Here is a 22588-nt window from a genome sequence, read left to right on the forward strand (position 1 = left end):
GCTTAGTAGCTGATTGAGGGGTAGTACAAATAATTTTGTGTATACGGTTAAAAACAACTCTTTCTTGTGAAGGATTAAGAATTATATGTTAAACAAGAAGGAGTTTTTTGTGATAGTAAAAAAGAAACATCTTTTTTCAACCAATCACTTTGTTTTAGTAAGGCATACATTTCACTCAATAAGATTTATGATTTATAATATAAACATTAGATACTGAATGAAGATAGAAATCTTTGTTGTCCACATGATTCGTCTCTTTCTAAGTAGCAGAAGGTAATATATCACAATTTCATTGTGGTATCTAATCCTTATGGTATGTAATTGGAGAACATTTGTACTAGTAATACAAGGCAAAAAATGATATGATAACAGATAGAAAAAATGAATTGCAACTGTTAGATAGGATACCGTTTACATAGATTGAGATAGGATTTCATCAGGTTAAGGAGGATAATCATGAACTTTACACATCTACATGTCCATACGGAATATAGTTTGCTAGATGGATCAAATAAAATAAAAGAGTTAATAGCAAGAGTTAAAGAATTAGGGATGACAAGTGTGGCTATCACGGACCATGGTGTGATGTATGGAGTAATTGATTTTTACCGAGAGGCTAAGGCACAAGGTATTAAGCCTATACTAGGTTGTGAAGTATACGTTACATCGGGGTCTCGTTTTGATAAAGAGAATAACAGTAATGTTCGCTATAACCATCTTGTGTTATTAGCAGAGAATGATACGGGCTTCCACAATTTGATGAAGATTGTATCAAGAGGCTTTACGGAAGGATTTTACTATAAACCTAGAGTGGATTATGAAGTATTAGAACAGTATCATGAAGGTGTAATTGCGTTAAGTGCTTGTTTAGCTGGTATTGTTGCAAGTAATCTTAGAAAAGGATTTTATGAAGAAGCGAAGAAAGAAGCACTACGATTACAGGATATATTCGGAGAGAATAATTTCTTCTTAGAGATACAAGACCATGGGATACCAGAGCAAAAGACGGTTAATCAAGGTATGCTTCGTTTAAATCGTGAGACAGGTATTCCACTTGTTGCAACCAATGATATTCACTATACATTAGCCACTGATGAAGAACCACATGATATCCTTCTATGTATTCAAACACAGAAGAAAGTTGCCGATGAGAATCGTATGCGTTATGAAGGCGGACAATATTATGCGAAATCTCCTGAAGAGATGGAAGAGATATTCCCTTATGCGAAAGAAGCACTAGAAAATACGAATAAGATTGCAGACCGTTGTAATGTGGAGATTGTATTTGGAGAGTATAAGTTACCAATTTATGATGTTCCAGAGGGGTATTCTGCGTGGGAATATCTACAAAAGCTATGTAACGAAGGCTTAGAGATGCGTTATCAAAATCCTTCTGATGAGCTAAAAGAACGCTTAGCATATGAATTAGAAACCATTCGTAGTATGGGGTTCGTAGATTACTTCTTAATTGTATGGGACTTTATCAAATACGCAAGAGATAACGATATTATGGTTGGGCCAGGGCGTGGTTCGGCAGCGGGTAGTATCGTTTCTTATACCCTTGGTATCACCAATATTGATCCAATTAAATATAGCCTACTGTTTGAGCGTTTCTTAAATCCAGAGCGTTTAACAATGCCCGATATCGATATTGATTTTTGTTTTGAACGAAGACAAGAAGTTATCGATTACGTGGTGAATAAGTATGGTAAGGACCGAGTAGTACAGATTGTAACGTTTGGAACTATGGCAGCTAAGATGGTTATCCGTGATATAGGTAGAGCTTTGGATTTACCATATGCCTATGTGGATAGTGTTGCTAAGATGATTCCAACAGAGCTTGGAATTACTATTAAGAAGGCAATTGATATGAATCCGGAGTTAAAGACCTTATATAATTCGGATGAACAGGCCAAGTATCTTCTGGATATGTCGATGAAGCTAGAAGGGTTACCAAGACATACTTCCATGCATGCAGCAGGTGTTGTAATTAGTAAGGATTCAATAGATGAATATGTACCTCTTTCTAGAGCATCTGACGAAACGATTACAACCCAGTTTACCATGACAACATTAGAAGAACTTGGTCTATTAAAGATGGACTTTTTAGGACTCCGTACACTAACGGTTATCCAAAATGCGGTTCGACTAGCCAATCAAAAGTTATCCAAAGATAAGCAACTTAATATAGATGATATTGACTATGATGATAAAAATGTATTTGAACTAATAAGTTCAGGTAAGACAGAAGGTATCTTCCAGCTTGAAAGTGCAGGTATGAAGAGCTTCATGAAGGAACTAAAACCTCAGAATCTTGAAGATATTATAGCTGGAATTTCCTTATATCGACCAGGTCCAATGGACTTCATACCAAAGTATATCAGGGGTAAGAATCAACAAGATTCTATTGTATATGAGTGCCCACAGTTAGAACCAATTCTTGCACCGACCTATGGTTGTATTGTATATCAAGAGCAGGTTATGCAGATTGTACGTGATTTAGCCGGATATAGTTATGGACGAAGCGACTTAGTTCGCCGTGCCATGTCTAAGAAGAAAGCTTCTGTTATGGAAAAAGAGCGTCAAAACTTCGTGTACGGTAATGAAGCAGAAGGCGTTAAAGGTTGTGTAAATAACGGAATACCTGAGGCAGTGGCTAATCATATCTACGATGAGATGACAGACTTTGCAAAGTATGCATTTAATAAGTCCCATGCAGCGGCTTATGCAGTTGTTGCCTATCAAACAGCGTATCTAAAGCAATATTTCCCAGTAGAGTTTATGGCTGCGCTTATGACATCGGTAATGGATAACCCGTCAAAAGTTGCAGAATATATCTATAGTTGTAGGCACATGGGAATTCAAATTCTTCCTCCAGATATCAATGAAGGGGAAGGTAGTTTCTCTGTGTCTGGAACAGATATACGCTATGGTATGAGTGCTATTAAGGGGCTAGGTAGACCGGTTATAGATGCCATTGTAGCAGAGAGAAATGAAAATGGTAAGTTCCTTAATCTAAAGGACTTTGCGAAGCGTCTAACAGGAAAAGAGATTAACAAAAGAACCATTGAAAGCTTTATTAAATCAGGTGCTGTAGATAGCTTACCTGGTACGAGAAGACAGAAGATGATGATTTATGTTAAAGTATTAGATGATGTGAATCGTGAGAAGAAGGATTCTGTAACAGGACAATTTTCCTTATTTGATTTTATGGGCGAGGAAGAAAAAGTGGAAGAGATTCAGATGCCTGATGTGGGTGAATTTACTATGGATATGTTACTAGGGTTTGAGAAAGAAGTCCTTGGAATCTATGTAAGTGGACATCCGCTACAAGAGTTTGAATCCTTGTGGAAAAAGAATATTACAGCATATTCAACAGATTTTGCATTAGATGAAGAGACAAATACTGTAAAAGCAGAAGATGGTGAAACTGCAATAATTGGTGGAATGATAACTGCCAAGACGGTAAAAGCTACGAGAAACAACACAATGATGGCTTTTATTACGTTAGAAGATTTATTTGGTACGGTGGAAGTAATTATATTCCCAAGAGACTATGAGCGATATAAAGAATACCTTTTAGAAGATAATAAAGTATTTATAAGAGGTAGAATTACGGTAGAAGAAGATAAACCTGGTAAGTTAATTTGTGGAGAAATTATACCTTTTGATTCTTTACCAAAGGACGTATGGATTAAGTTTTCTACAAAAGAGGAGTTCTTACTAAGAGAGAAAGAATTATATGAGGTATTAAGTGATAGTGATGGGAAAGACCAGGTAATTATCTACTGTGAAGCTGAGAAAGTAAAGAAAATACTTCCTAGGAGTAAGACAATTCAAGCAGACCGTGAGTTAACACAGAAATTGAGGGAATTGTATGGGAATGACAATGTGAAAATAATAGAAAAGAGTATTGAAAAACGTGGTAAAATGGATTAAAATGTAGAGGATTATACGCTAAGTTTCCCAGCGCCATAATGAGCATGTTTATCTCATTTTGTGTGCATCCAGTTTTGGAAAGCTGAGTAACTGGACAGTTATTATAAATAAATATCTCATGGAGGTTTTAGTATGGCAAAAGAAATTAATACAATTGGTGTATTGACAAGTGGTGGGGATGCTCCTGGTATGAACGCCGCAATCAGAGCAGTTGTTAGAACAGCACTTGCAGCAGGAAAGAAAGTTAAAGGTATTAGAAGAGGTTACAGTGGTCTGTTAGAAGAAGATATCTTTGATATGGATGCAAAAAGTGTTGCTGATATTATTCAAAGAGGTGGTACAATTCTTTACACAGCTCGTTGTGCTGAATTCAGAACAGAAGAAGGACAAAGAAAAGGCGCTGAAATCTGTAGAAAACATGGCATTGATGGTATTGTAGTTATTGGTGGAGATGGCTCATTCCAAGGTGCTAGAAAACTTGCTAACTTAGGTATTAACACAATCGGTCTTCCTGGAACAATTGACTTAGATATTGCTTGTACAGACTATACAATTGGTTTCGATACAGCTGTTAATACAGCTATGGAAGCAATTGATAAAGTAAGAGATACTTCAACTTCACATGAAAGATGTAGTATCATTGAAGTAATGGGAAGACATGCTGGTTATATCGCTTTATGGTGTGGTATTGCTAATGGTGCAGAAGATATCCTTATTACTGAAAGATACGATCATAATGAAAATAGAATTATCAACAATATCATTGAAAAAAGAAAAGTTGGTAAAAAGCATCATATTATTGTTAATGCTGAAGGTATCGGTGATTCTTATGAAATGGCTAAGAGAATCGAAGCAGCTACAGGTATGGAAACAAGAGCAACAATTATTGGACATATCCAAAGAGGTGGAAGCCCAACATGTAAAGATAGAGTATATGCGTCAGCTATGGGTGCAAAAGCGGTTGACTTACTATGTGCAGGGGCTACAAACCGTGTAGTAGGTTATAGAGCTGGTGAATTCGTAGATTATGATATCGAAGAAGCACTTAATATGACAAAGGATATCGATCAATATTTATATGATATATCAAAAAAATTATCTAGATAATTTATAATACAAAAGCTGTCACATGAAAGAGTTATTCCTAATGTGACAGCTTTTTAGTTAATTACTAATTGGGAGGAAATGTATGAGTTCAAAGGCTAGGAAATTCATATCATACTATAAACCGTATAAAGGCTTATTCTTTGCAGATATGTTCTTTGCATTAATGGCAGCAGCAATCACGCTAGTATATCCTATGATTGTTAGGTATATAACAAATACGGTTTTAGTTCAGTATGAAATAAATGAAGCATTACAAATAATTATCAAATTAACATTGGTTATGATTGGATTAATTGCTATTGAGTTTGTTTGCAAATTCTTTATTAATTATCAAGGTCATGTGATGGGTGCAAAGATGGAATATGATATGAGAAATGAAATATTTGCACATTATCAGAAACTATCTTTTAACTTTTATGACAATCAAAAAATTGGACAGTTAATGTCAAGGGTTACCAATGATTTATTCGATCTTACGGAATTATGCCATCATGGACCAGAAGATATCGTAATTTCATTTATCAAATTTGGTGGAGCATTTATTATTCTCTTGTTTATCAATGTACCACTGACATTGATCGTGTTTTCTATCATACCGATTATGTTCATCTTTGCATATAAAATGAAATCAAAGATGCATCTGGGGTTCAAAAAGAATCGAGAACGTGTTGCTGAAATTAACGCACAAATCGAAGATAATCTTTCTGGAATACGTGTTGTGAAATCTTTTGCGAATGAAGATGTGGAATTAGAGAAATTCCATGAGAGCAATGCAAACTTTGTTGAAGCAAAGAGAAACAGTTATTTTATTATGTCAGTATTCCATTCTGGATTAGGGGCATTTACAACGTTAATCAATGTAGCAGTTATTATTGGTGGTGGAATATTTATCGTTAAAGATATTATTCAATTATCAGATTTATTGACTTATTTACTCTACATTAATAACTTAGTTGATCCTGTAAAACAATTAATTAACTTCACAGAACAATTTCAAAATGGAATGACCGGTTTTGATCGTTTCGTGGAAATCTTAGAGATTGAGCCCGATATCGTGGATAGCAAAGATGCTATTTCTCTTACGGATGTTAAGGGTGAGATTGAGTTCAAAGATGTTTCTTACCAATATAACGACACCACCTCTGAAGTATTTCGAAATATAAATGTTCATGTTCAACCAGGAGAATATGTGGCTTTAGTTGGTCCATCAGGCGCAGGAAAAACGACAATGTGTAGTTTGATACCACGTTTTTATGAAGTAACGCAGGGAAACATCTATCTTGATGGAAAAGATATTAGAGACATATCATTATACTCCTTACGTAAAAATATCGGTATTGTGCAACAAGATGTATATCTATTCGCTGGCACAGTTATGGATAATATTCGATATGGTAAATTGGAAGCTTCTGATGAAGAAATTATTGAAGCAGCAAAGAATGCCAATGCCCATGAATTCATAATGGAACTACCTGATGGATATAATACATACATTGGACAGCGTGGAGTTAAGCTTTCAGGTGGTCAAAAACAACGTTTGAGCATAGCTAGAGTATTTTTGAAAAATCCACCGATTTTAATCTTTGATGAGGCAACTTCTGCTCTTGATAATGAGTCTGAAAAAGTTGTACAGGAATCATTAGAAAAGTTAGCTAAGAATAGAACTACATTCGTTATTGCTCATAGACTATCGACAATTCGTAACGCAGAGAATATAATTGTATTAACAGAAGATGGAATTAGCGAAAAAGGGACACATGAGGAGTTACTAGAGCTAAATGGAGTCTATGCCGATCTATATAAGATGACTTCTCGGAAGTAAGTAACGAGTATATAACGAAAGGGGAGAGTATATGGTGGCAAGGAGTATGGAGCCTCTTGATCTAGAGGGGCTCATGCGTACATACGGTAATGATGTTCTTAGAACAGCATATCTATATGTGAAAGATATACACTTTGCGGAGGATATCTTTCAAGAGGTTTTTCTCAAAGTAAATAACCGATATGAAGGTTTCCGCGGGGACTGTGCCATTAGGACATGGCTTTTGCAGATAACAATTAACACTTGTAAAGATTATTTAAAAAGTGCGTGGAACCAGAGGGTGGAAACTACAGATGAGTTTGGAACGCAACAAGTATTAGAAGAAGGATATGAGAAAATTGAGAACAAGGAAGATAACCAAGTGGTAAAGGATGCAGTAATGGAGCTACCAGCCAAGTATAAAGAGGTTGTCTTATGTGTATATTACCAAGAAATGAGTATTGAAGAGGCAGCATATGTACTTAAAATTGCTTCAGGTACAGTTAAGAGTCGTTTAAACCGAGCTAGGCAAAAGATAAAGAATTCATTAGAAAGGAGGGTGTCATATGAAGAAACAAGAAGAGAATAAGCAAGAAGATATCAGGGATTTATTAGATGAATTATATGACATCGATAATCTAAAGAATGATTTAGATGAAGTACTTAACCTAGAGAGGATTACTGTATCAGAGTCTTTAATTCAAGCAACATTAGCAAAGGCTAGTCAACCAAAAGAAGATAATATAATTCCATATGCACAAAAAGTCACAGGTAAGAGGAGAAGTATCCCATTTCGTTATGGTATGATTGCTGCTTGTGCTTGTATTTTAGTTGTTGCTGGTATTCAGTTGGTAACAAAGGTACCTTTAGAAATGGGCAGTTCCAAGAATGATTCGAACTATGAGGCTACTGCTGAAAGTAGTACAGAATCAGATGGTATGGTGTACGATGAAACAGAAGATACTAGTGAAGATAAAACTAGTTTGGATGTGTCTGATGCGAGTGAATCTACTGTGATAGTACCATCAGTTTTTAATGTGGAAGCAGACAGTAATTACTATTCTATTAAAGTTGGAGAAATTAAAGAAATTGCTATATATGATGAAAATGGTGTAGTTATTCATAGTGATACTGATTCTTCCTATATCGAGAGCATCTATAACGCATTTGCTAATATAGATAGTGACGAATTTGAAGAAGTACAAAATCAAGAACATAAGGGACAGTATGTAAGAGAATATGCTATAATAGCTGACGAAGGTTTGGCATGGACTGAATTACATCTTTGGATTGGAAGTACTGATCAGGAAACTTATGTAGTAACGAGAGAACTGAAAACATCAGACGGAGAAACTATAACACACCAAATAACAGATGTAAGCGCAGAGGTTATCATGAATATTATTGATACAGCGCCTTAAGATCCGTGTATATAGCATAATAAACAATAGAGAAGTAAGTCTTACGACAGAAGACGTAAATTGGAGGATACAATGGCAAAGTTATACTATCGTTATGGAGCAATGGGAAGTTCAAAAACTGCCAATGCTTTGATGGTTGATTACAATTATTTTGAAAGAGGTAAAAAAGCATATCTTGTAAAACCTCAAATCGATAATCGTGATGGAGAAGTGATTATTCGTTCACGTATGGGCTTAGAGAAAAAATGTGGCTTATTAGAGAGTCTAGTAGTAATGAGCGATGAGGAAATCAAACAATATGATTGTATCATCGTCGATGAGGCCCAATTTGCAACAAAGGAGCAAGTGGAATTCCTTGTGCATATTGTTGATGATCTTGAGATTCCTGTAATATGTTACGGATTACGTGCAGATTTCCGCAATGAACCTTTTGAAGGCAGCCTTTGGTTAATGGCTTGGGCAGACCGTATTGAAGAAATTAAGACGGTTTGCTGGTGTGGTAAAGGTGCAACATGTAATGCAAGAATTGGAGAAGATGGAAAGATTGTTCGTTCAGGAGATCAAGTAGTGCTTGGTGGAAATGATAAATACATTGCTTTATGTCGTAAGCATTACCGTGAAGGTAACTTAGGAAATGATATAAAAAAATAATATAGGAAATTCTTTATGAAAGTGTATAATTTCCTCCATTTAACAAATAATATCAATATCACTAGATAAATTGATGATGATAATGATATTACGTTAAATGGAGGAAATTTTTATGAAAGCAACAGGTATTGTAAGAAGAATAGATGATTTGGGAAGAGTTGTAGTCCCAAAAGAAATAAGACGTACGCTCAGAATTCGCGAGGGAGATCCTCTTGAGATATTTACAGATCGTGAAGGAGAGATTATACTTAAAAAGTATTCTCCAATTGGAGAACTTAGTCAATTCGCGAAGCAATACGGAGATGCACTTTCGCAAACAACTGGGCATGTTGTTTTTATAACAGATCGAGACCAATTCGTATCGGTATCCGGAACTACCAAAAAAGATATGGTTGGAAAGCAGATTAGTAAAGAACTTGAAGATGCAGTGAATGAAAGAGAGAGTATATCAGCCGTATCAACAGATAAATCCTTCATTAAAGTTGGAAGCGATGAAGATAGTGAATTTACATCAGAAGTTATTAGCCCTATTATCTGTGAAGGTGATGCAATAGGAGCTGTTATTATACTTACAAAAGATGCAAAAACTAAATTAAATGAGGTAGAGATTAAACTTGCAGCTACTGCTTCTAATTTCTTGGGAAGACAGATGGAGCAGTAAGTAACCTATGGGCAAAGGGACGTGATTTTTAGGATATTTTTGCAAAATTAGTTAGTCGAGTATGTTAGTTAAAGGAAATGCATTCACACACCAGCAAAAAGAACAACTTTCTTTCGCTGTATGTCATGTTACGAACATTTCATGTTCGCATATGTCATACAGCTCAATAAACTTGTTTTTTTGATGTTGCATTTCATTGCATTTCCTTTAACTAACATAGCGAGATATTAGTAGTTTATTTTGCAAAAATCTCCTAAAAATCACGGTTTCTTGGCATAGTGAAGATGCTTAAGGACTTAATTTGTTATCTGAAACGGTGAATGTAGCTAGTGGTCCCGAAAGCTTAGTAATTAGTAATTAATTATGAAAACGAATACAAAGAATACAAAAGGAGGAGAACAAGATGGAGAATTTGGAACATGATATGGTAGTAGAGTCATCAAGTAATGATAAGATTGACTGTAATAAGAATTCGTACACCTTTGAAGAATTTATGGACATTATTCGTGTTTTACGAAGTGAACAGGGGTGTCCTTGGGATAGGGAACAGACCCATGAGAGTCTAAGAGATTGTATGTTAGAAGAAAGTTATGAAGCTGTTGATGCAATTAATAAGAATGATGTAGAAAACTTAAAAGAAGAACTTGGAGATGTGTTATTACAGGTGGCTTTACATAGTGTCATAGCTGAGGAAACCAAGGAGTTTACGATAGATCAGGTGACAACTGACATAAGTAAGAAGATGATACATCGACATCCTCATGTCTTTTTAGATGCCAATGTTGAGAATTCTAGAGAAGTGCTTAAGAATTGGGAAGCGATAAAGCAAGAGGAAAAGAAAGAAGAGACGATTTCAGATGGTATGTTACGTGTTGCACAGGCGTTACCAGCCTTAATACGGGCAACCAAAATACAGAAAAAAGCAGCTAAAGTTGGAGTAGAGGCAGCTAATATACAAGTTGTTATTGATCTACTAAAGTCGTCAATAGAAGAGATGGAGAAACAAGTAGAGAGGAACAATAATTATCATATGGAAGAGGAATTGGGAAGGATACTCTTTTTGATTACTGATTTATCGAGAAAATTAGGAATAAATGCTGAAAATTCCTTGACAAATGCTACAGATAAGTTTATAAATAGATTTATAGGTGTTGAACGGCTCGCTGAAGGAGAAGGCAAGCATCTTAAGGACATGTCCATAGATGAGCAGACTGCTCTATGGGGACGAGTTATTTAAATTTTAGTAATTACAATATTCAGAGGAGGAGTTTATCCATGAACAAAACAGAATTAGTTGCAGCAATTGCTGAAAAAACAGAATTATCAAAGAAAGATTCCGAAAAAGCATTAAAAGCGTTTATCGATGTAGTTACAGAAGAATTAGCTAAAGGTGAAAAAATCCAATTAGTAGGTTTCGGTACTTTCGAAGTTTCTGAAAGAGCAGCTAGAGAAGGAAGAAATCCACAAACTGGAGAAACTATGAAGATAGAAGCATCTAAATCTCCTAAATTCAAAGCTGGTAAAGCTTTAAAAGATGTTATCAACGCTTAATTGAGTGTGAATAATTAATAGTAAAGTTGCTCCATAGGGAGCAACTTTTTTTAAATTAAGTATAATTATAGGAAGGTTGTTAGGGAATATGAGATTAGACAAATTTCTTAAAGTATCACGTATCATTAAGAGAAGAACAGTAGCTAATGAAGCTTGTGATGCAGGAAGAGTAATGATAAATGGCAAGGTTGCTAAGGCATCTGCTAATGTAAAAGAAGGCGATATATTAGAAATCGCATTCGGTAACAAAGAAGTAAAAGTTGAGATACTTGATGTTCAAGAGACAGTACGTAAAGATGATGCGAAAGAATTGTTTCGATATCTATAGAACCTATGTGCATCATTTTAAGGACCTCCTAATATACTTATGATAGATGTATATTTAGGAGGTTGTTTTATGGAGGAGAAACAATTACCAAAGGGTAATCATAAGATAACATTATCAAGTCGAAAAAGTGCTATAATCACTGGCGTGAATGATGTTTTATCATTTGATGCGAATGAAGTGTTGTTAGAGACGGAACAAGGTATTTTAATGATTCGTGGTGACGAGTTACATGTTAATAGGCTTACTTTAGAAAAAGGAGAAGTTGATATTGATGGAAGAGTAGATAGCTTAACTTACTCAGATGGTGCTTATTCTAAAGGAGGAGAATCATTCTTTGGAAGACTATTTAAATAGGAGGGTAGGATGAGTATATGACAGAGATCATTAATTTAGAGGTCCAATTCTTTCTAACATCAATCCTGTATGGAATCCTGTTACTGGTTGTATATGACTGTATTCGTATCCTACGAAGAATTGTTCCACATAACGCATTCTTTGTCGCACTTCAGGATATACTTTTTTGGGTGACAGCAAGTATTGTAATATTTCTCATGATTTATGAACGTAATAATGGTACTATTCGTGGGTTTGCAATACTAGGTATGTTATTAGGGATGATTATATACAATCAACTGCTTAGCAAGTTTATTGTTAAGGGAATTACCAAATTAATTCAGATGATTATAAACGGAACTAAAAAAGTAATGTCTATATTACTTAAACCATTTGCATTTATAATTAAGAAATTAAGGAAGTTCTTCGGGTTCAATTCCAGAATTGGAAGTAAATTTAAAAAAGTTGGAAAGAGTTCAGCAAAACAATTGAAAAATGTTGCCAAAACAGTTAAAATATCAGTATCAAAAAAATGAAAAACTGGAGTAACTAAAATCAAGGCAGAAGGGAGAACGCTATGATTATTGGACGTAAGACGAAAAAAAGGACAGGTTTATTTACTACAATGTGCTTAGTAGTTATGATTTGCAGTATAATTGTTTATCAGAAAGACAAACTGAATAAAAGGAGAGAAGCCTATCAAGAACAAGACCAAGCATTACAAGAGCAAATTGATACTGAAACGGAACGTGCAGAAGAGATCGAGGAAAGACGTGCTTACGTTCAGACTAAGAAATACATAGAAGATGTTGCTAGAGATAAGCTAGGCCTTGTTTATGAAGACGAAATTATATTCGATCCAGGAAATTAATCATCGAGAATAGATAATATTCTAAATTGAACAAATAAATAAAAAAATTCAAAAAAGTAGTTGACATTTATTATTTCTTTCAGTATAATAAATCTTGTCAGTGCGGCGGAGTAGCTCAGTTGGCTAGAGCATGCGGTTCATACCCGCAGTGTCGGCGGTTCAAATCCGTTCTCCGCTATCTTAATAAGGGCTTCAGATGATTCGATAAGAGTTGTCTGAAGCTCTTTTTGCATACTTAGGGTTGAGTAAAAGACGTTATCTTAAGCAGTTATTAATATCCTAATTAGTATGAGGTCCCTACATTCGAGCGAAATGCCGAGTGAGAGAGTATAATGTCATAAACTTTTTCGTAAAGCACTCTTTTATTTGACAAACATTTCATACAATTACTTCTATAATTTCGATTTGACAGCCAAAATAAGGAAAAGGAAGTGTAATGTATGAAAGGAATTACCAAAAGAGGCATTGCGATTACTCTTATAGGACTAATGGTATCACGAGCACAGTTTCTATCCATGAACCCTATTGCAGTTGCATACTTTGCCGCAGCATATGTAGAGAAGACAATGAGACCCTATTTACTAATTGGAGTAATAGCTGGTTCTGCCATGGTCTTACCAACGGTAGAAGCCATAAAATATACATTTGTGATAATATTAATAGCCATTATAGGAAACTTGATTGAAAATCGGAATAAGAACAAACCAATTCCCTTACCTATCTTTTCGTTCATAGCTGCGATAGTAACAGCTGGAATATCGGTTACTAAATATTTGCTAAGTTATGATGCGAGAGAGCAATTACTTTACATTGCATTTGAGGCAGTACTAATTATATGTATAACATTAGTATTTAGTCGCCCAATCAAATTCATACTATATGGAGAGAGGGGACAAGCAATGGATAATGAACAATTAATTAGTATGGCATTGCTTGCAGGATTGATGATCTATGGGATACCGGATATTGGAGGAATTGAATTCTCACTATCCAAGACTACGATATTCTTCCTAATCCTACTTATGGGATATAAGTATGGAGCAGGAGCGGGAGCAATAAGTGGAACAATTTGCGGGATTGTTATGGGATTACAAGAATATCTAAATATAACAGGAATGACAATAAAAGAAGATTTCTTGCCTATTGTTGCAGTAATGTCTTGCCTTGGAATATTAGTAGGAATGTTTCGTGAGGTGGGGCGTCTTGCTACAGCAATTGCATATTGTGTAGGGATAATAGGTACAAGTTATCTGTATGAAGAATTTCTTTTAACAACAACGCAGGTAGGAGCAATTGTATCAAGTGTGATTTTGTTCTTGTTCTTACCAGCTACCCTGATGAGACGTATCCAGGGACGGATGGAACGAAGAAGTGAGATGCAGTTTATTGAACAGAACATACAGAATATGACGAGGCAGAAACTACATGGATTTGCAGAATCTTTTCAGAAGTTATCCAATACATTTCAAACGTTATCAGAAACAAGGACATCACTAAGTAGACAAGAGGTTGATGCGATATTCGATGATTTATCAGATCGCTTATGCAAAGATTGTAGTAATTGTAATGCGTGTTGGAAAAGTGATTTTTATGATACATATAAAGCAACATTCAGTATATTGAATTCTGTTGAACAAAACGGATATATATGTGAAGCAGATGTACCAGTAGCATTTGCAAAAAGATGCATCAATCTAGGGGAATTCTTGACAGAGGCAAATCGTAGCTTAGAGATTGCCAAAATTAATCTTAACTGGACGAATCGAATGGCAGAGAGTAGAGAGGCAATAGCAGGTCAATTAGGAGAAGTTGCGAAGATTATTGATGACTTCTCAAAAGACCTTTCAGATACAATAGCAGTAAATGGGGAGGAAGAGCAGCAGATTAGTAATCAGCTGAAACTTAATCATATCCATGTAAAGCAGATATCTATAATGGAGAGGAGGAATAAGGGACAGGATATCTATGTGATAGCAAAAACTTCAAAGGGACGATGTATCACAACAAAGGAAATGGCAACAATTATAGGTAATGCTATTGGTAAGAAGGTGAGGCCTAATGAGGCGAGTAAAAACATTCTTACAAAGGACTATGAAACCTATATATTTGTGGAGGATACAGTCTTTAAGACTTTGGAAGGTGTGTCTAGAGTTCCACGGGCAGGTGAGAGTGTATCGGGGGATAATTTCTCTATCATGAATCTTGGTACGGGGGAGATGATTATGACTTTATCTGATGGTATGGGGAGTGGAAAGCTTGCTTGTGAGGAAAGTGAGTCAGTTGTTGAATTGCTTGAACAGTTAATTGATGCTGGATTCAAAGAAGAATCGGCAATCAAGTTAATTAATTCTATCTTAGTGAGTCGTTCGGAAAGCCAGATGTTCTCTACGGTAGATATGAGTATATTGAATTTATATACGGGAATCTGTGACTTTATTAAGATAGGAGCATCAACAACATTTATTAAACGTGATAATTGGGTGGAAAGTATCTCTTCAACTACCTTGCCAGTTGGTATATTTAATAATGTGGATTTTGATGGTGTTTCGAAGAAGTTATATGATGGAGATTTCATTGTAATGGTTACAGATGGCGTTCTAGACTGTATCGATGGAGATAATAAGGAGAAAGAAGTAGAACAGATTATTATGAGCATTAAAAGTAGGAATCCACAAGAGTTGGCAGATCAGATTCTAGCAAAAGCAATGGCGTATAGTGATAATGAAGCGATAGATGATATGACTGTACTAGTAGCAGGTGTTTGGAAAAAATATTAGGGCGTGAGACTTGCTATTTTTGAAATTAAAGCTTAGAATACTGATAGCTAAAACATTTGGAGGACGAAACCATGCTTAATAAGGTAAAACAATATATGGAGTCGAATCGAATGCTAAGTAAAAAGAAAAAGGTAGTGCTAGGAGTATCAGGAGGGGCTGACTCAGTCTGCCTTTTCTTTGTATTACTAGCACTTCGAGATATCTATCAGCTAGAACTGCATGTTGTTCATGTTAATCATATGATTCGTGGTGAGGAGGCAGATGCTGATCAGAGATATGTAGAAAAAATCTGCATGGAAAATAATATTCCCTTTCATTGTGTGAAGGAAGATGTGAAGCGATTAGCAAAAGAACAACATCTTTCAGAAGAAGAGGCAGGAAGGGATATTAGATACCTGGCATTCGAACGGGTGAGGGAGGAATATAATTGCGATGTCATTGCGGTTGCACATAATAGTAATGATTGCGCGGAAACAATGTTATTCCAACTAGTGAGAGGAAGCGGACTTACAGGTTTGACAGGTATTCCTGCTATACGTGATCGTATTATACGTCCATTACTTTGTGTGACAAGAACGGAGATTGAACAATATCTTGATGAACGAGGTATTCCTTATCAAACAGATGCCACAAATCTAGAAACGGATTATACAAGGAATAAGATTCGCCTACATGTACTGCCATATATAGAGGAGAATATTAATAGTAATGCCATACCTCATATAGTAAAATCAGCACAGATGCTTAAGGAAGTAGAAGAATTTGTAGAAAAACAGACAAATATTTGTTATAATAAGTTCATTCATTTTGATAATGGGAAATATTACTTTAATAGAGAAGGATTTCTAAAAGAGGATATTGTGATACAAAAGACGGTCGTAAGAAAAATCCTTCGAAATCTTAGTGGGCAGTTAAAAGATATAGAGAGTATTCATATTGAGGATATTTGTACTTTAGCCAAAAAGGGTGTCGGTAAAAAAATAGATTTACCATACAGTATTGTAGCATACAATGATTATAAGAATCTAATACTAACCAATAGTGCGGTAATTAATTTCGGTAATGATTTGGAAAAAAGGGAAGAACTTTACCTTTTGGTTGAGGAATCAACTCAGAATTCTTTAGATTTTTTCAATAAACAATGTGATGTGATTGAATTGCCTAGTGGTGAGAAACTAGGATATCTAATTTACCCCCTAAATGAGTATGAGAGAGCTGATATACTGGATAAAAAAAATAACTTTTGGTATACTAATCAGAATGCTGTTCCTGATTTTGCTATACAGGTATGTCAGAATACGGATTTCTATAAAGAATATAAAAAAAGTATGATAAATATTCGAAATGGGTATACGAAATGCTTTGATTATGATAAAATAAAAAATGCTGTTCAATTACGTACCAGACGAGAAGGCGATTACATGCAAATTGGTGCTAATGGTGGAACGAAAAAGATTAAATCCATATTTATTGATAAGAAGATTCCACTAAAAGACCGTAACCGAATCCCGTTGTTAGCAGATGGTAGTCACATTATGTGGATACTGGGATCACGTATTAGTGAAGCATATAAGATAAATGAAAGCACCAAAACAATACTTATTGTTTATTTATTTGGAGGAAAATGAAATGGAAGACAAGATAAGAGTATTACTTAGTGAAGAAGAAGTTGATAAAAAAATCCGTGAACTAGGTGATCAAATCAGCAAGGATTACGCAGGAAAGAGCATTCATTTAATCTGTGTATTAAAAGGTGGTGTATTCATCACATGTGAACTTGCCAAGAGAATTACTGTTCCAGTAACGATGGACTTCATGTCAGTATCTAGTTATGGAGATGGAACAGAAAGTTCAGGTAGAGTTAAGATTGTTAAGGATCTTGATGACACGATTGAAGGAAAAGAAGTTTTAATCGTTGAAGACATCATTGACTCTGGAAGAACATTAAGCTATCTTATTGAATTATTAGCTTCCAGAAAGCCAAATAGCATTCGTCTATGCACACTTTTAGATAAACCAGAAAGAAGAGTAACAGATGTAAAAGTAGATTATGTTGGATTTAACATTCCAGACGAATTTGTAATTGGTTACGGCTTAGATTATGCTCAAAAATATCGTAATCTTCCATTCATTGGAGTGGTTGAAAGCGATTAATAAAAAGGGAGTAAGGACGGTAGCCAATCGTGCTTTGATTGGTACTATCGACCTAAATAGAAGGGAGGTTTTGCTTTGAAAAAGCAGATGAAAGGACTTGGTTTCTATGCCATTATTCTAGCTATCATCGTTATGGCGATGTTATTGTCAGATAGTTTGAATAAAGTAAGTACCGATTCATATAGTCTGTCACAATTTGCCGCAGACTTAAAAGAGAAGACAATTAAAACAATCGATGTGTACATGAACGAAGAGGTACCTACTGGTCAGGTTAAGGTAACTTTTGTGGATAATAATACGTCAGGTGCAAGTTTTTATGTAGCCGATACTAGCAAGGTTGAAGATCTTGCGCTTGAATATGGTTACGATGCAGCTGTGCATGATGTAGATCGACCAGGTTTGATTATGCAGCTATTACCTTATATCTTAGGGTTTATTGTAATTATTGTACTATTCTCCTTTATGACGAGTCAGGTTTCTAGTGGTGGCGGAAATTCCAAAGTGATGAACTTTGGTAAGAGTAGGGCTAAGATGACTACAGATGAGAATAAGAAGACAACATTCAAGAATGTAGCAGGCCTTGACGAAGAAAAAGAAGAACTTCGAGAAATCGTAGATTTCTTGAAAGAGCCAACAAAATACATGAAAGTTGGTGCTAGAATTCCAAAAGGCGTTCTATTAGTAGGCCCTCCGGGAACTGGTAAAACATTGTTAGCAAAAGCAGTTGCGGGAGAAGCTGGCGTTCCATTCTTTAGTATCTCTGGTTCTGATTTCGTTGAAATGTTTGTTGGTGTTGGTGCTTCTCGTGTAAGAGACTTATTCGAAGAAGCAAAGAAGAATTCACCATGTATCGTATTCATTGATGAAATTGATGCTGTTGCGAGACGTCGTGGTACTGGTCTTGGCGGTGGTCATGATGAAAGAGAACAAACACTTAACCAAATGTTAGTTGAGATGGACGGCTTTGGTGCTAACGAAGGAATTATCGTTATGGCAGCAACAAACCGTGTAGATATTCTTGATCCAGCAATCTTACGTCCAGGTCGTTTTGACCGTAAAGTTACAGTTGGTCGTCCTGATGTAAAAGGTAGAGAAGAAATTCTAGGTGTGCATGCCAAAGGCAAACCACTTGGAGAAGATGTTGATTTAAAACAAGTTGCTCAAACAACAGCAGGATTTACTGGTGCTGATCTTGAGAATTTATTAAATGAAGCAGCAATTAGCGCTGCCAAAGAAAATCGCGGATTTGTTATGCAAGAAGATATTAATCGTTCCTTTATCAAAGTTGGTATCGGTACAGAGAAGAAGAGTCGTGTAATCTCAGAGAAAGAGAAGAAGATTACCGCTTATCACGAAGCAGGTCATGCGATACTATTCCATATGCTTCCAGATGTAGGCCCAGTATATACAGTGTCTATCATTCCTACTGGCAATGGTGCAGCAGGTTTTACAATGCCTCTTCCTGAGAAAGATGAGATGTTTAATACAAAGGGCAAGATGACACAAGATATCATAGTAAGTCTTGGTGGTCGTATTGCAGAAGAGATGATCTTCGATGATATTACAACAGGAGCTTCTCAGGATATTAAAGTAGCGACTAAGACAGCGAGAGCAATGGTAACTCGCTATGGATTCTCTGAATCACTAGGACTTGTTAACTACGACAACGATGATGATGAAGTATTCATCGGAAGAGATCTTGCACATACAAGAAGCTTTAGTGAAGAAATTGCTCGTTCTATCGATGAAGAAGTTAAGCGAATCATTGAAGATTGTTATGATAAAGCGAAGAAGATTCTTACAGATAACATTCAAGTTCTTCATGATTGTGCACAATTACTTCTTGAAAAAGAACGTATTAATAGAGCTGAGTTCGAAGCTTTATTTGGAGCTGAAGTTGAAGCAACAAATAGCCTAGAAACGAAAGCAGTTGAAATCGAAGATTCTACAGAAATTTAGTAATATATAGACATATAAAGAAAACAGCCTGTAAACGTTTGAGGATATTATAGGCTGTTTTCTTATGTGTTATAATCAATTATATGGTAGTTGGAATTATATGGATATTATATGAGTTAAGTCAAAGTTTGTAGGTTGTTTCGGAGAAGTAAATATCAAGTGAAATATGGTTATAAATAGGAATAATCAAAAGATTGGAGTCTGATAAGAAAATAATGGCAGTTACGTACAGTAATTATTTGGGGAAAGTGAATTTTGCTTGTCACAATTGACAAAAAAAGTTTTATAATTGAAAAATGTTTATGCACACTTATATTGTACTCCATGCTATACTAATACACGTAAACCCCAATACATTATATAGTTTTTGCTACACCCCATAAGTAACAAAAATACCTTCTCCAAAAGAGGACAGCAGATCGGATGGCTGTCCTCTTTTATTATGTTCAAATTGCTTTGTGCAGGTTTAGAAATAGTGATGAGAATGGGAAACAATGGGAAAAATTAATAAAAATCGATGGTTGTATAATGAAAATGTGTATATTAGAATAAAATAGATATAGATAATGAGAATGAGGAAGTTTAAATTTGATTATTACATAATTGATTCATTACTTAATATAGATACTAAGTACAAGAGTGACAGCACTAATACAAGAAAAGAGAGGCTTTAACATATGAATTTCAATATGAACTTCAATCAGTTAACAAAATATGAAAAGCTAAATACTTACATGGAAAATGTAGCACCAGTTTTGAATCTTGATGCTTTATTCTGTGATGGGACAAAACAATACCGTATTCCAGATGAACCAATGCCAAATGAAGAAGTGAAAATTCGTTTCCGTACAGCAAGGGAGAATGTGGATCAAGTATTTCTAATCACTACTTACAGCAGGCATGAGATGAAAAAGGCTGACCATGATAAATTGTTCGATTATTATGAGGGTACCATCCAATTAGAAGAAGAAAAAGTAGAGTACTATTTCGAAATTAGAAGTGGTAATTACACATGTTATTATAACCGTAAGGGAGTTATGAATGAAGTACAGAATAACTATAATTTTGTACTTATGCCAGGCTTCAAGACACCAAACTGGGCTAAAGGAGCAGTATTTTATCAAATCTTTGTTGATCGTTTCTGTAATGGAGATACTAGCAATGATGTTTTAGACCGAGAGTATAATTATATCGGAGAAGGAACAAGTGAGGTTAATGATTGGAACAAGTATCCGTTAGCCATGGGAGTAAGAGAGTTCTATGGTGGAGATTTACGAGGAGTAATGAAGAAATTAGATTATCTTCAGAGTCTTGGCATAGATGCCATATACTTAAACCCCATCTTTGTATCACCTTCCAATCATAAATACGATATACAAGATTATGATTATGTTGATCCTCATTTTGGTGTAATTGTCAAAGATGAGGGAGAATTATTACAACCAGGAGATACGAATAATCAGCATGCAACACGGTATATTACAAGAGTTACGGCTAAGGAGAATCTAGAAGCAAGCAACGCACTGTTTATTGAACTAGTAGAGGAGATTCACAAGAGGGGCATGAAGATTATTCTTGATGGTGTTTTTAATCATTGTGGATCCTTTAATAAATGGCTAGATAGGGAATGTCTCTATAAAGAAGAAGCAGGATATGAAAAAGGGGCTTACATCGATGAGAATAGTCCATACCATACCTTCTTTAAATTCCGCGATGGTACCTGGCCATACAATAATCGTTATGATGGTTGGTGGGGACATGATACACTGCCAAAGCTAAATTATGAGGAGTCACCGAAGTTATATCAATATATTATGGATATAGCAAAGAAGTGGGTATCACCGCCTTTTAATATTGATGGTTGGCGTCTTGATGTTGCAGCTGACTTAGGGCATTCTAATGAATATAACCATAAGTTTTGGAAGGATTTTAGAAAAACAGTAAAAGAAGCAAATCCTAATGCTATCATATTAGCAGAGCATTATGGAGACCCTAGTTCATGGTTACAAGGCGATGAATGGGATACGGTAATGAATTATGATGCATTTATGGAGCCATTAACATGGTTCTTAACAGGAATAGAGAAACATAGTGATGAATCTAGAGAAGACCTCTATGGGCAATATGAAGCTTTCTATGGATCTATGAGCCATCATATGACAAGATTTAGTACGCAGTCTTTATTCGTAGCCATGAATGAGTTATCCAACCATGATCACTCCCGTTTCCTAACCCGTACCAATAGACGGGTAGGACGTACAGCAACGAGTGGACCTGAGGCTGCAAATTACGGAATTAATAAAGCTGTTATGCGAGAAGCGGTATTAGTTCAGATGACTTGGCCAGGGGCTCCTACTATTTATTATGGAGACGAGGCAGGTGTATGTGGATGGACGGATCCTGATAATCGTAGAACGTACCCATGGGGGAATGAGGATACAGAGTTAATCTCATTGCATAAGGAACTTATTCGAATACACAAAAACTATGATGCCCTAAAAACTGGTTCTATGATATTCCTATGTGGTGGAAATCACTATTTTTGTTTTGGTCGTTTTGATAATACCGATAAACTAGTAATTATCGTGAATAACTCGCAAGAAGAAAAGACCATTGATGTACCTGTTTGGCAGTTAGGTATATTAGATACGGATCGATTGGTAAGTTTGATTCAGACAAACCGTGAAGGACATAATCTAGAAGCAAAAATGTATCCTGTCCAAGAAGGAAATGCTAAAGTAGTCATGCCACCAGAATCTTCAACTATCATAAAGACAATTGACACTTTTTAGTCAGTTGTCTCTCAATGTGATAGAGGATTACTTTTTAGCACGTTAAAAAGGTAAATTTTGCTTATAGACAAGAAAATTAAAAAAATTTAAAAAATTTTAAAATAATACTTGAAATTTTTTTATTATCTGCTATAATAATATCTTGTCAGAGCAATTAAGGAAGGGTTCCCGAGTGGCCAAAGGGGGCAGACTGTAAATCTGTTAGCTACGCTTTCGAAGGTTCGAATCCTTCTCCTTCCATTA

Annotated in this window: 18 protein-coding genes and 2 tRNA genes; all 20 read left to right on the forward strand. The window is 35.5% G+C overall.

Translation table 11 applies throughout. The features are described 5' to 3' along the window. Positions 1–456 precede the first annotated feature (456 nt). A complete protein-coding gene (locus ACW2QF_RS07365; protein ID WP_455715354.1) occupies positions 457–3939 on the forward strand; it encodes a DNA polymerase III subunit alpha in 3483 nt (1160 codons plus the stop codon). A gap of 132 nt (positions 3940–4071) precedes the next feature. Then, positions 4072–5046 (forward strand): 6-phosphofructokinase, encoded by a 975-nt coding sequence (gene pfkA, locus ACW2QF_RS07370; protein ID WP_455715355.1) that lies wholly within the window; start codon positions 4072–4074, stop codon positions 5044–5046. Between the two features lie 82 nt (positions 5047–5128). Further along, entirely contained in the window at positions 5129–6868 is a 1740-nt protein-coding gene (locus ACW2QF_RS07375) for an ABC transporter ATP-binding protein (RefSeq protein ID WP_455715356.1), read from the forward strand. A 31-nt stretch (positions 6869–6899) separates the two neighbouring features. Beyond that, on the forward strand, positions 6900–7436 hold the full coding sequence (locus ACW2QF_RS07380) for a sigma-70 family RNA polymerase sigma factor (RefSeq protein WP_455715357.1): 537 nt from the start codon (positions 6900–6902) through the stop codon (positions 7434–7436). Further along, positions 7414–8268, forward strand: a complete 855-nt coding sequence (locus ACW2QF_RS07385) for a hypothetical protein (protein WP_455715358.1) — start codon at positions 7414–7416, stop codon at positions 8266–8268. Before ACW2QF_RS07380 ends, ACW2QF_RS07385 begins: the two co-directional genes overlap by 23 nt. A gap of 72 nt (positions 8269–8340) precedes the next feature. Further along, a complete protein-coding gene (locus ACW2QF_RS07390; protein WP_455715359.1) occupies positions 8341–8919 on the forward strand; it encodes a thymidine kinase in 579 nt (192 codons plus the stop codon). 112 nt (positions 8920–9031) lie between these two features. Further along, entirely contained in the window at positions 9032–9580 is a 549-nt protein-coding gene (spoVT, locus tag ACW2QF_RS07395; RefSeq protein WP_455715360.1) for a stage V sporulation protein T, read from the forward strand. Between the two features lie 403 nt (positions 9581–9983). Further along, positions 9984–10817: a nucleoside triphosphate pyrophosphohydrolase gene (mazG, locus tag ACW2QF_RS07400; protein ID WP_455715361.1), complete on the forward strand. Its 834-nt coding sequence runs from the start codon at positions 9984–9986 to the stop codon at positions 10815–10817. A gap of 38 nt (positions 10818–10855) precedes the next feature. Beyond that, positions 10856–11131 carry an HU family DNA-binding protein gene (locus tag ACW2QF_RS07405; RefSeq protein WP_073284987.1) on the forward strand — a complete coding sequence of 92 codons (276 nt, stop codon included), beginning with the start codon at positions 10856–10858 and terminating at the stop codon, positions 11129–11131. Positions 11132–11219: 88 nt separating this feature from the next. After that, on the forward strand, positions 11220–11459 hold the full coding sequence (locus ACW2QF_RS07410) for an RNA-binding S4 domain-containing protein (RefSeq protein WP_312493205.1): 240 nt from the start codon (positions 11220–11222) through the stop codon (positions 11457–11459). A 69-nt stretch (positions 11460–11528) separates the two neighbouring features. After that, entirely contained in the window at positions 11529–11813 is a 285-nt protein-coding gene (yabP, locus tag ACW2QF_RS07415) for a sporulation protein YabP (protein ID WP_455715362.1), read from the forward strand. Positions 11814–11830: 17 nt separating this feature from the next. Next, a complete protein-coding gene (gene yabQ, locus ACW2QF_RS07420; RefSeq protein WP_455715363.1) occupies positions 11831–12328 on the forward strand; it encodes a spore cortex biosynthesis protein YabQ in 498 nt (165 codons plus the stop codon). A gap of 41 nt (positions 12329–12369) precedes the next feature. Then, positions 12370–12663 (forward strand): septum formation initiator family protein, encoded by a 294-nt coding sequence (locus ACW2QF_RS07425; protein ID WP_455715364.1) that lies wholly within the window; start codon positions 12370–12372, stop codon positions 12661–12663. A 104-nt stretch (positions 12664–12767) separates the two neighbouring features. Further along, positions 12768–12841: transfer RNA gene (locus tag ACW2QF_RS07430), tRNA-Met, on the forward strand. Between the two features lie 262 nt (positions 12842–13103). Next, positions 13104–15440, forward strand: coding sequence for a stage II sporulation protein E (gene spoIIE / locus ACW2QF_RS07435; protein WP_455715365.1), 2337 nt, complete (start codon positions 13104–13106; stop codon positions 15438–15440). Positions 15441–15511: 71 nt separating this feature from the next. Continuing rightward, positions 15512–17068 carry a tRNA lysidine(34) synthetase TilS gene (gene tilS, locus ACW2QF_RS07440; RefSeq protein ID WP_455715366.1) on the forward strand — a complete coding sequence of 519 codons (1557 nt, stop codon included), beginning with the start codon at positions 15512–15514 and terminating at the stop codon, positions 17066–17068. A gap of 1 nt (position 17069) precedes the next feature. Next, on the forward strand, positions 17070–17594 hold the full coding sequence (gene hpt, locus ACW2QF_RS07445; RefSeq protein WP_455715367.1) for a hypoxanthine phosphoribosyltransferase: 525 nt from the start codon (positions 17070–17072) through the stop codon (positions 17592–17594). An 87-nt stretch (positions 17595–17681) separates the two neighbouring features. Further along, a complete protein-coding gene (gene ftsH, locus ACW2QF_RS07450; RefSeq protein ID WP_455715369.1) occupies positions 17682–19553 on the forward strand; it encodes an ATP-dependent zinc metalloprotease FtsH in 1872 nt (623 codons plus the stop codon). 677 nt (positions 19554–20230) lie between these two features. Next, positions 20231–22345, forward strand: a complete 2115-nt coding sequence (locus tag ACW2QF_RS07455; protein ID WP_455715368.1) for a glycoside hydrolase family 13 protein — start codon at positions 20231–20233, stop codon at positions 22343–22345. 158 nt (positions 22346–22503) lie between these two features. Continuing rightward, positions 22504–22585: transfer RNA gene (locus tag ACW2QF_RS07460), tRNA-Tyr, on the forward strand. Positions 22586–22588 lie beyond the last annotated feature (3 nt).

This window comes from Anaerosporobacter sp. (assembly GCF_965301125.1).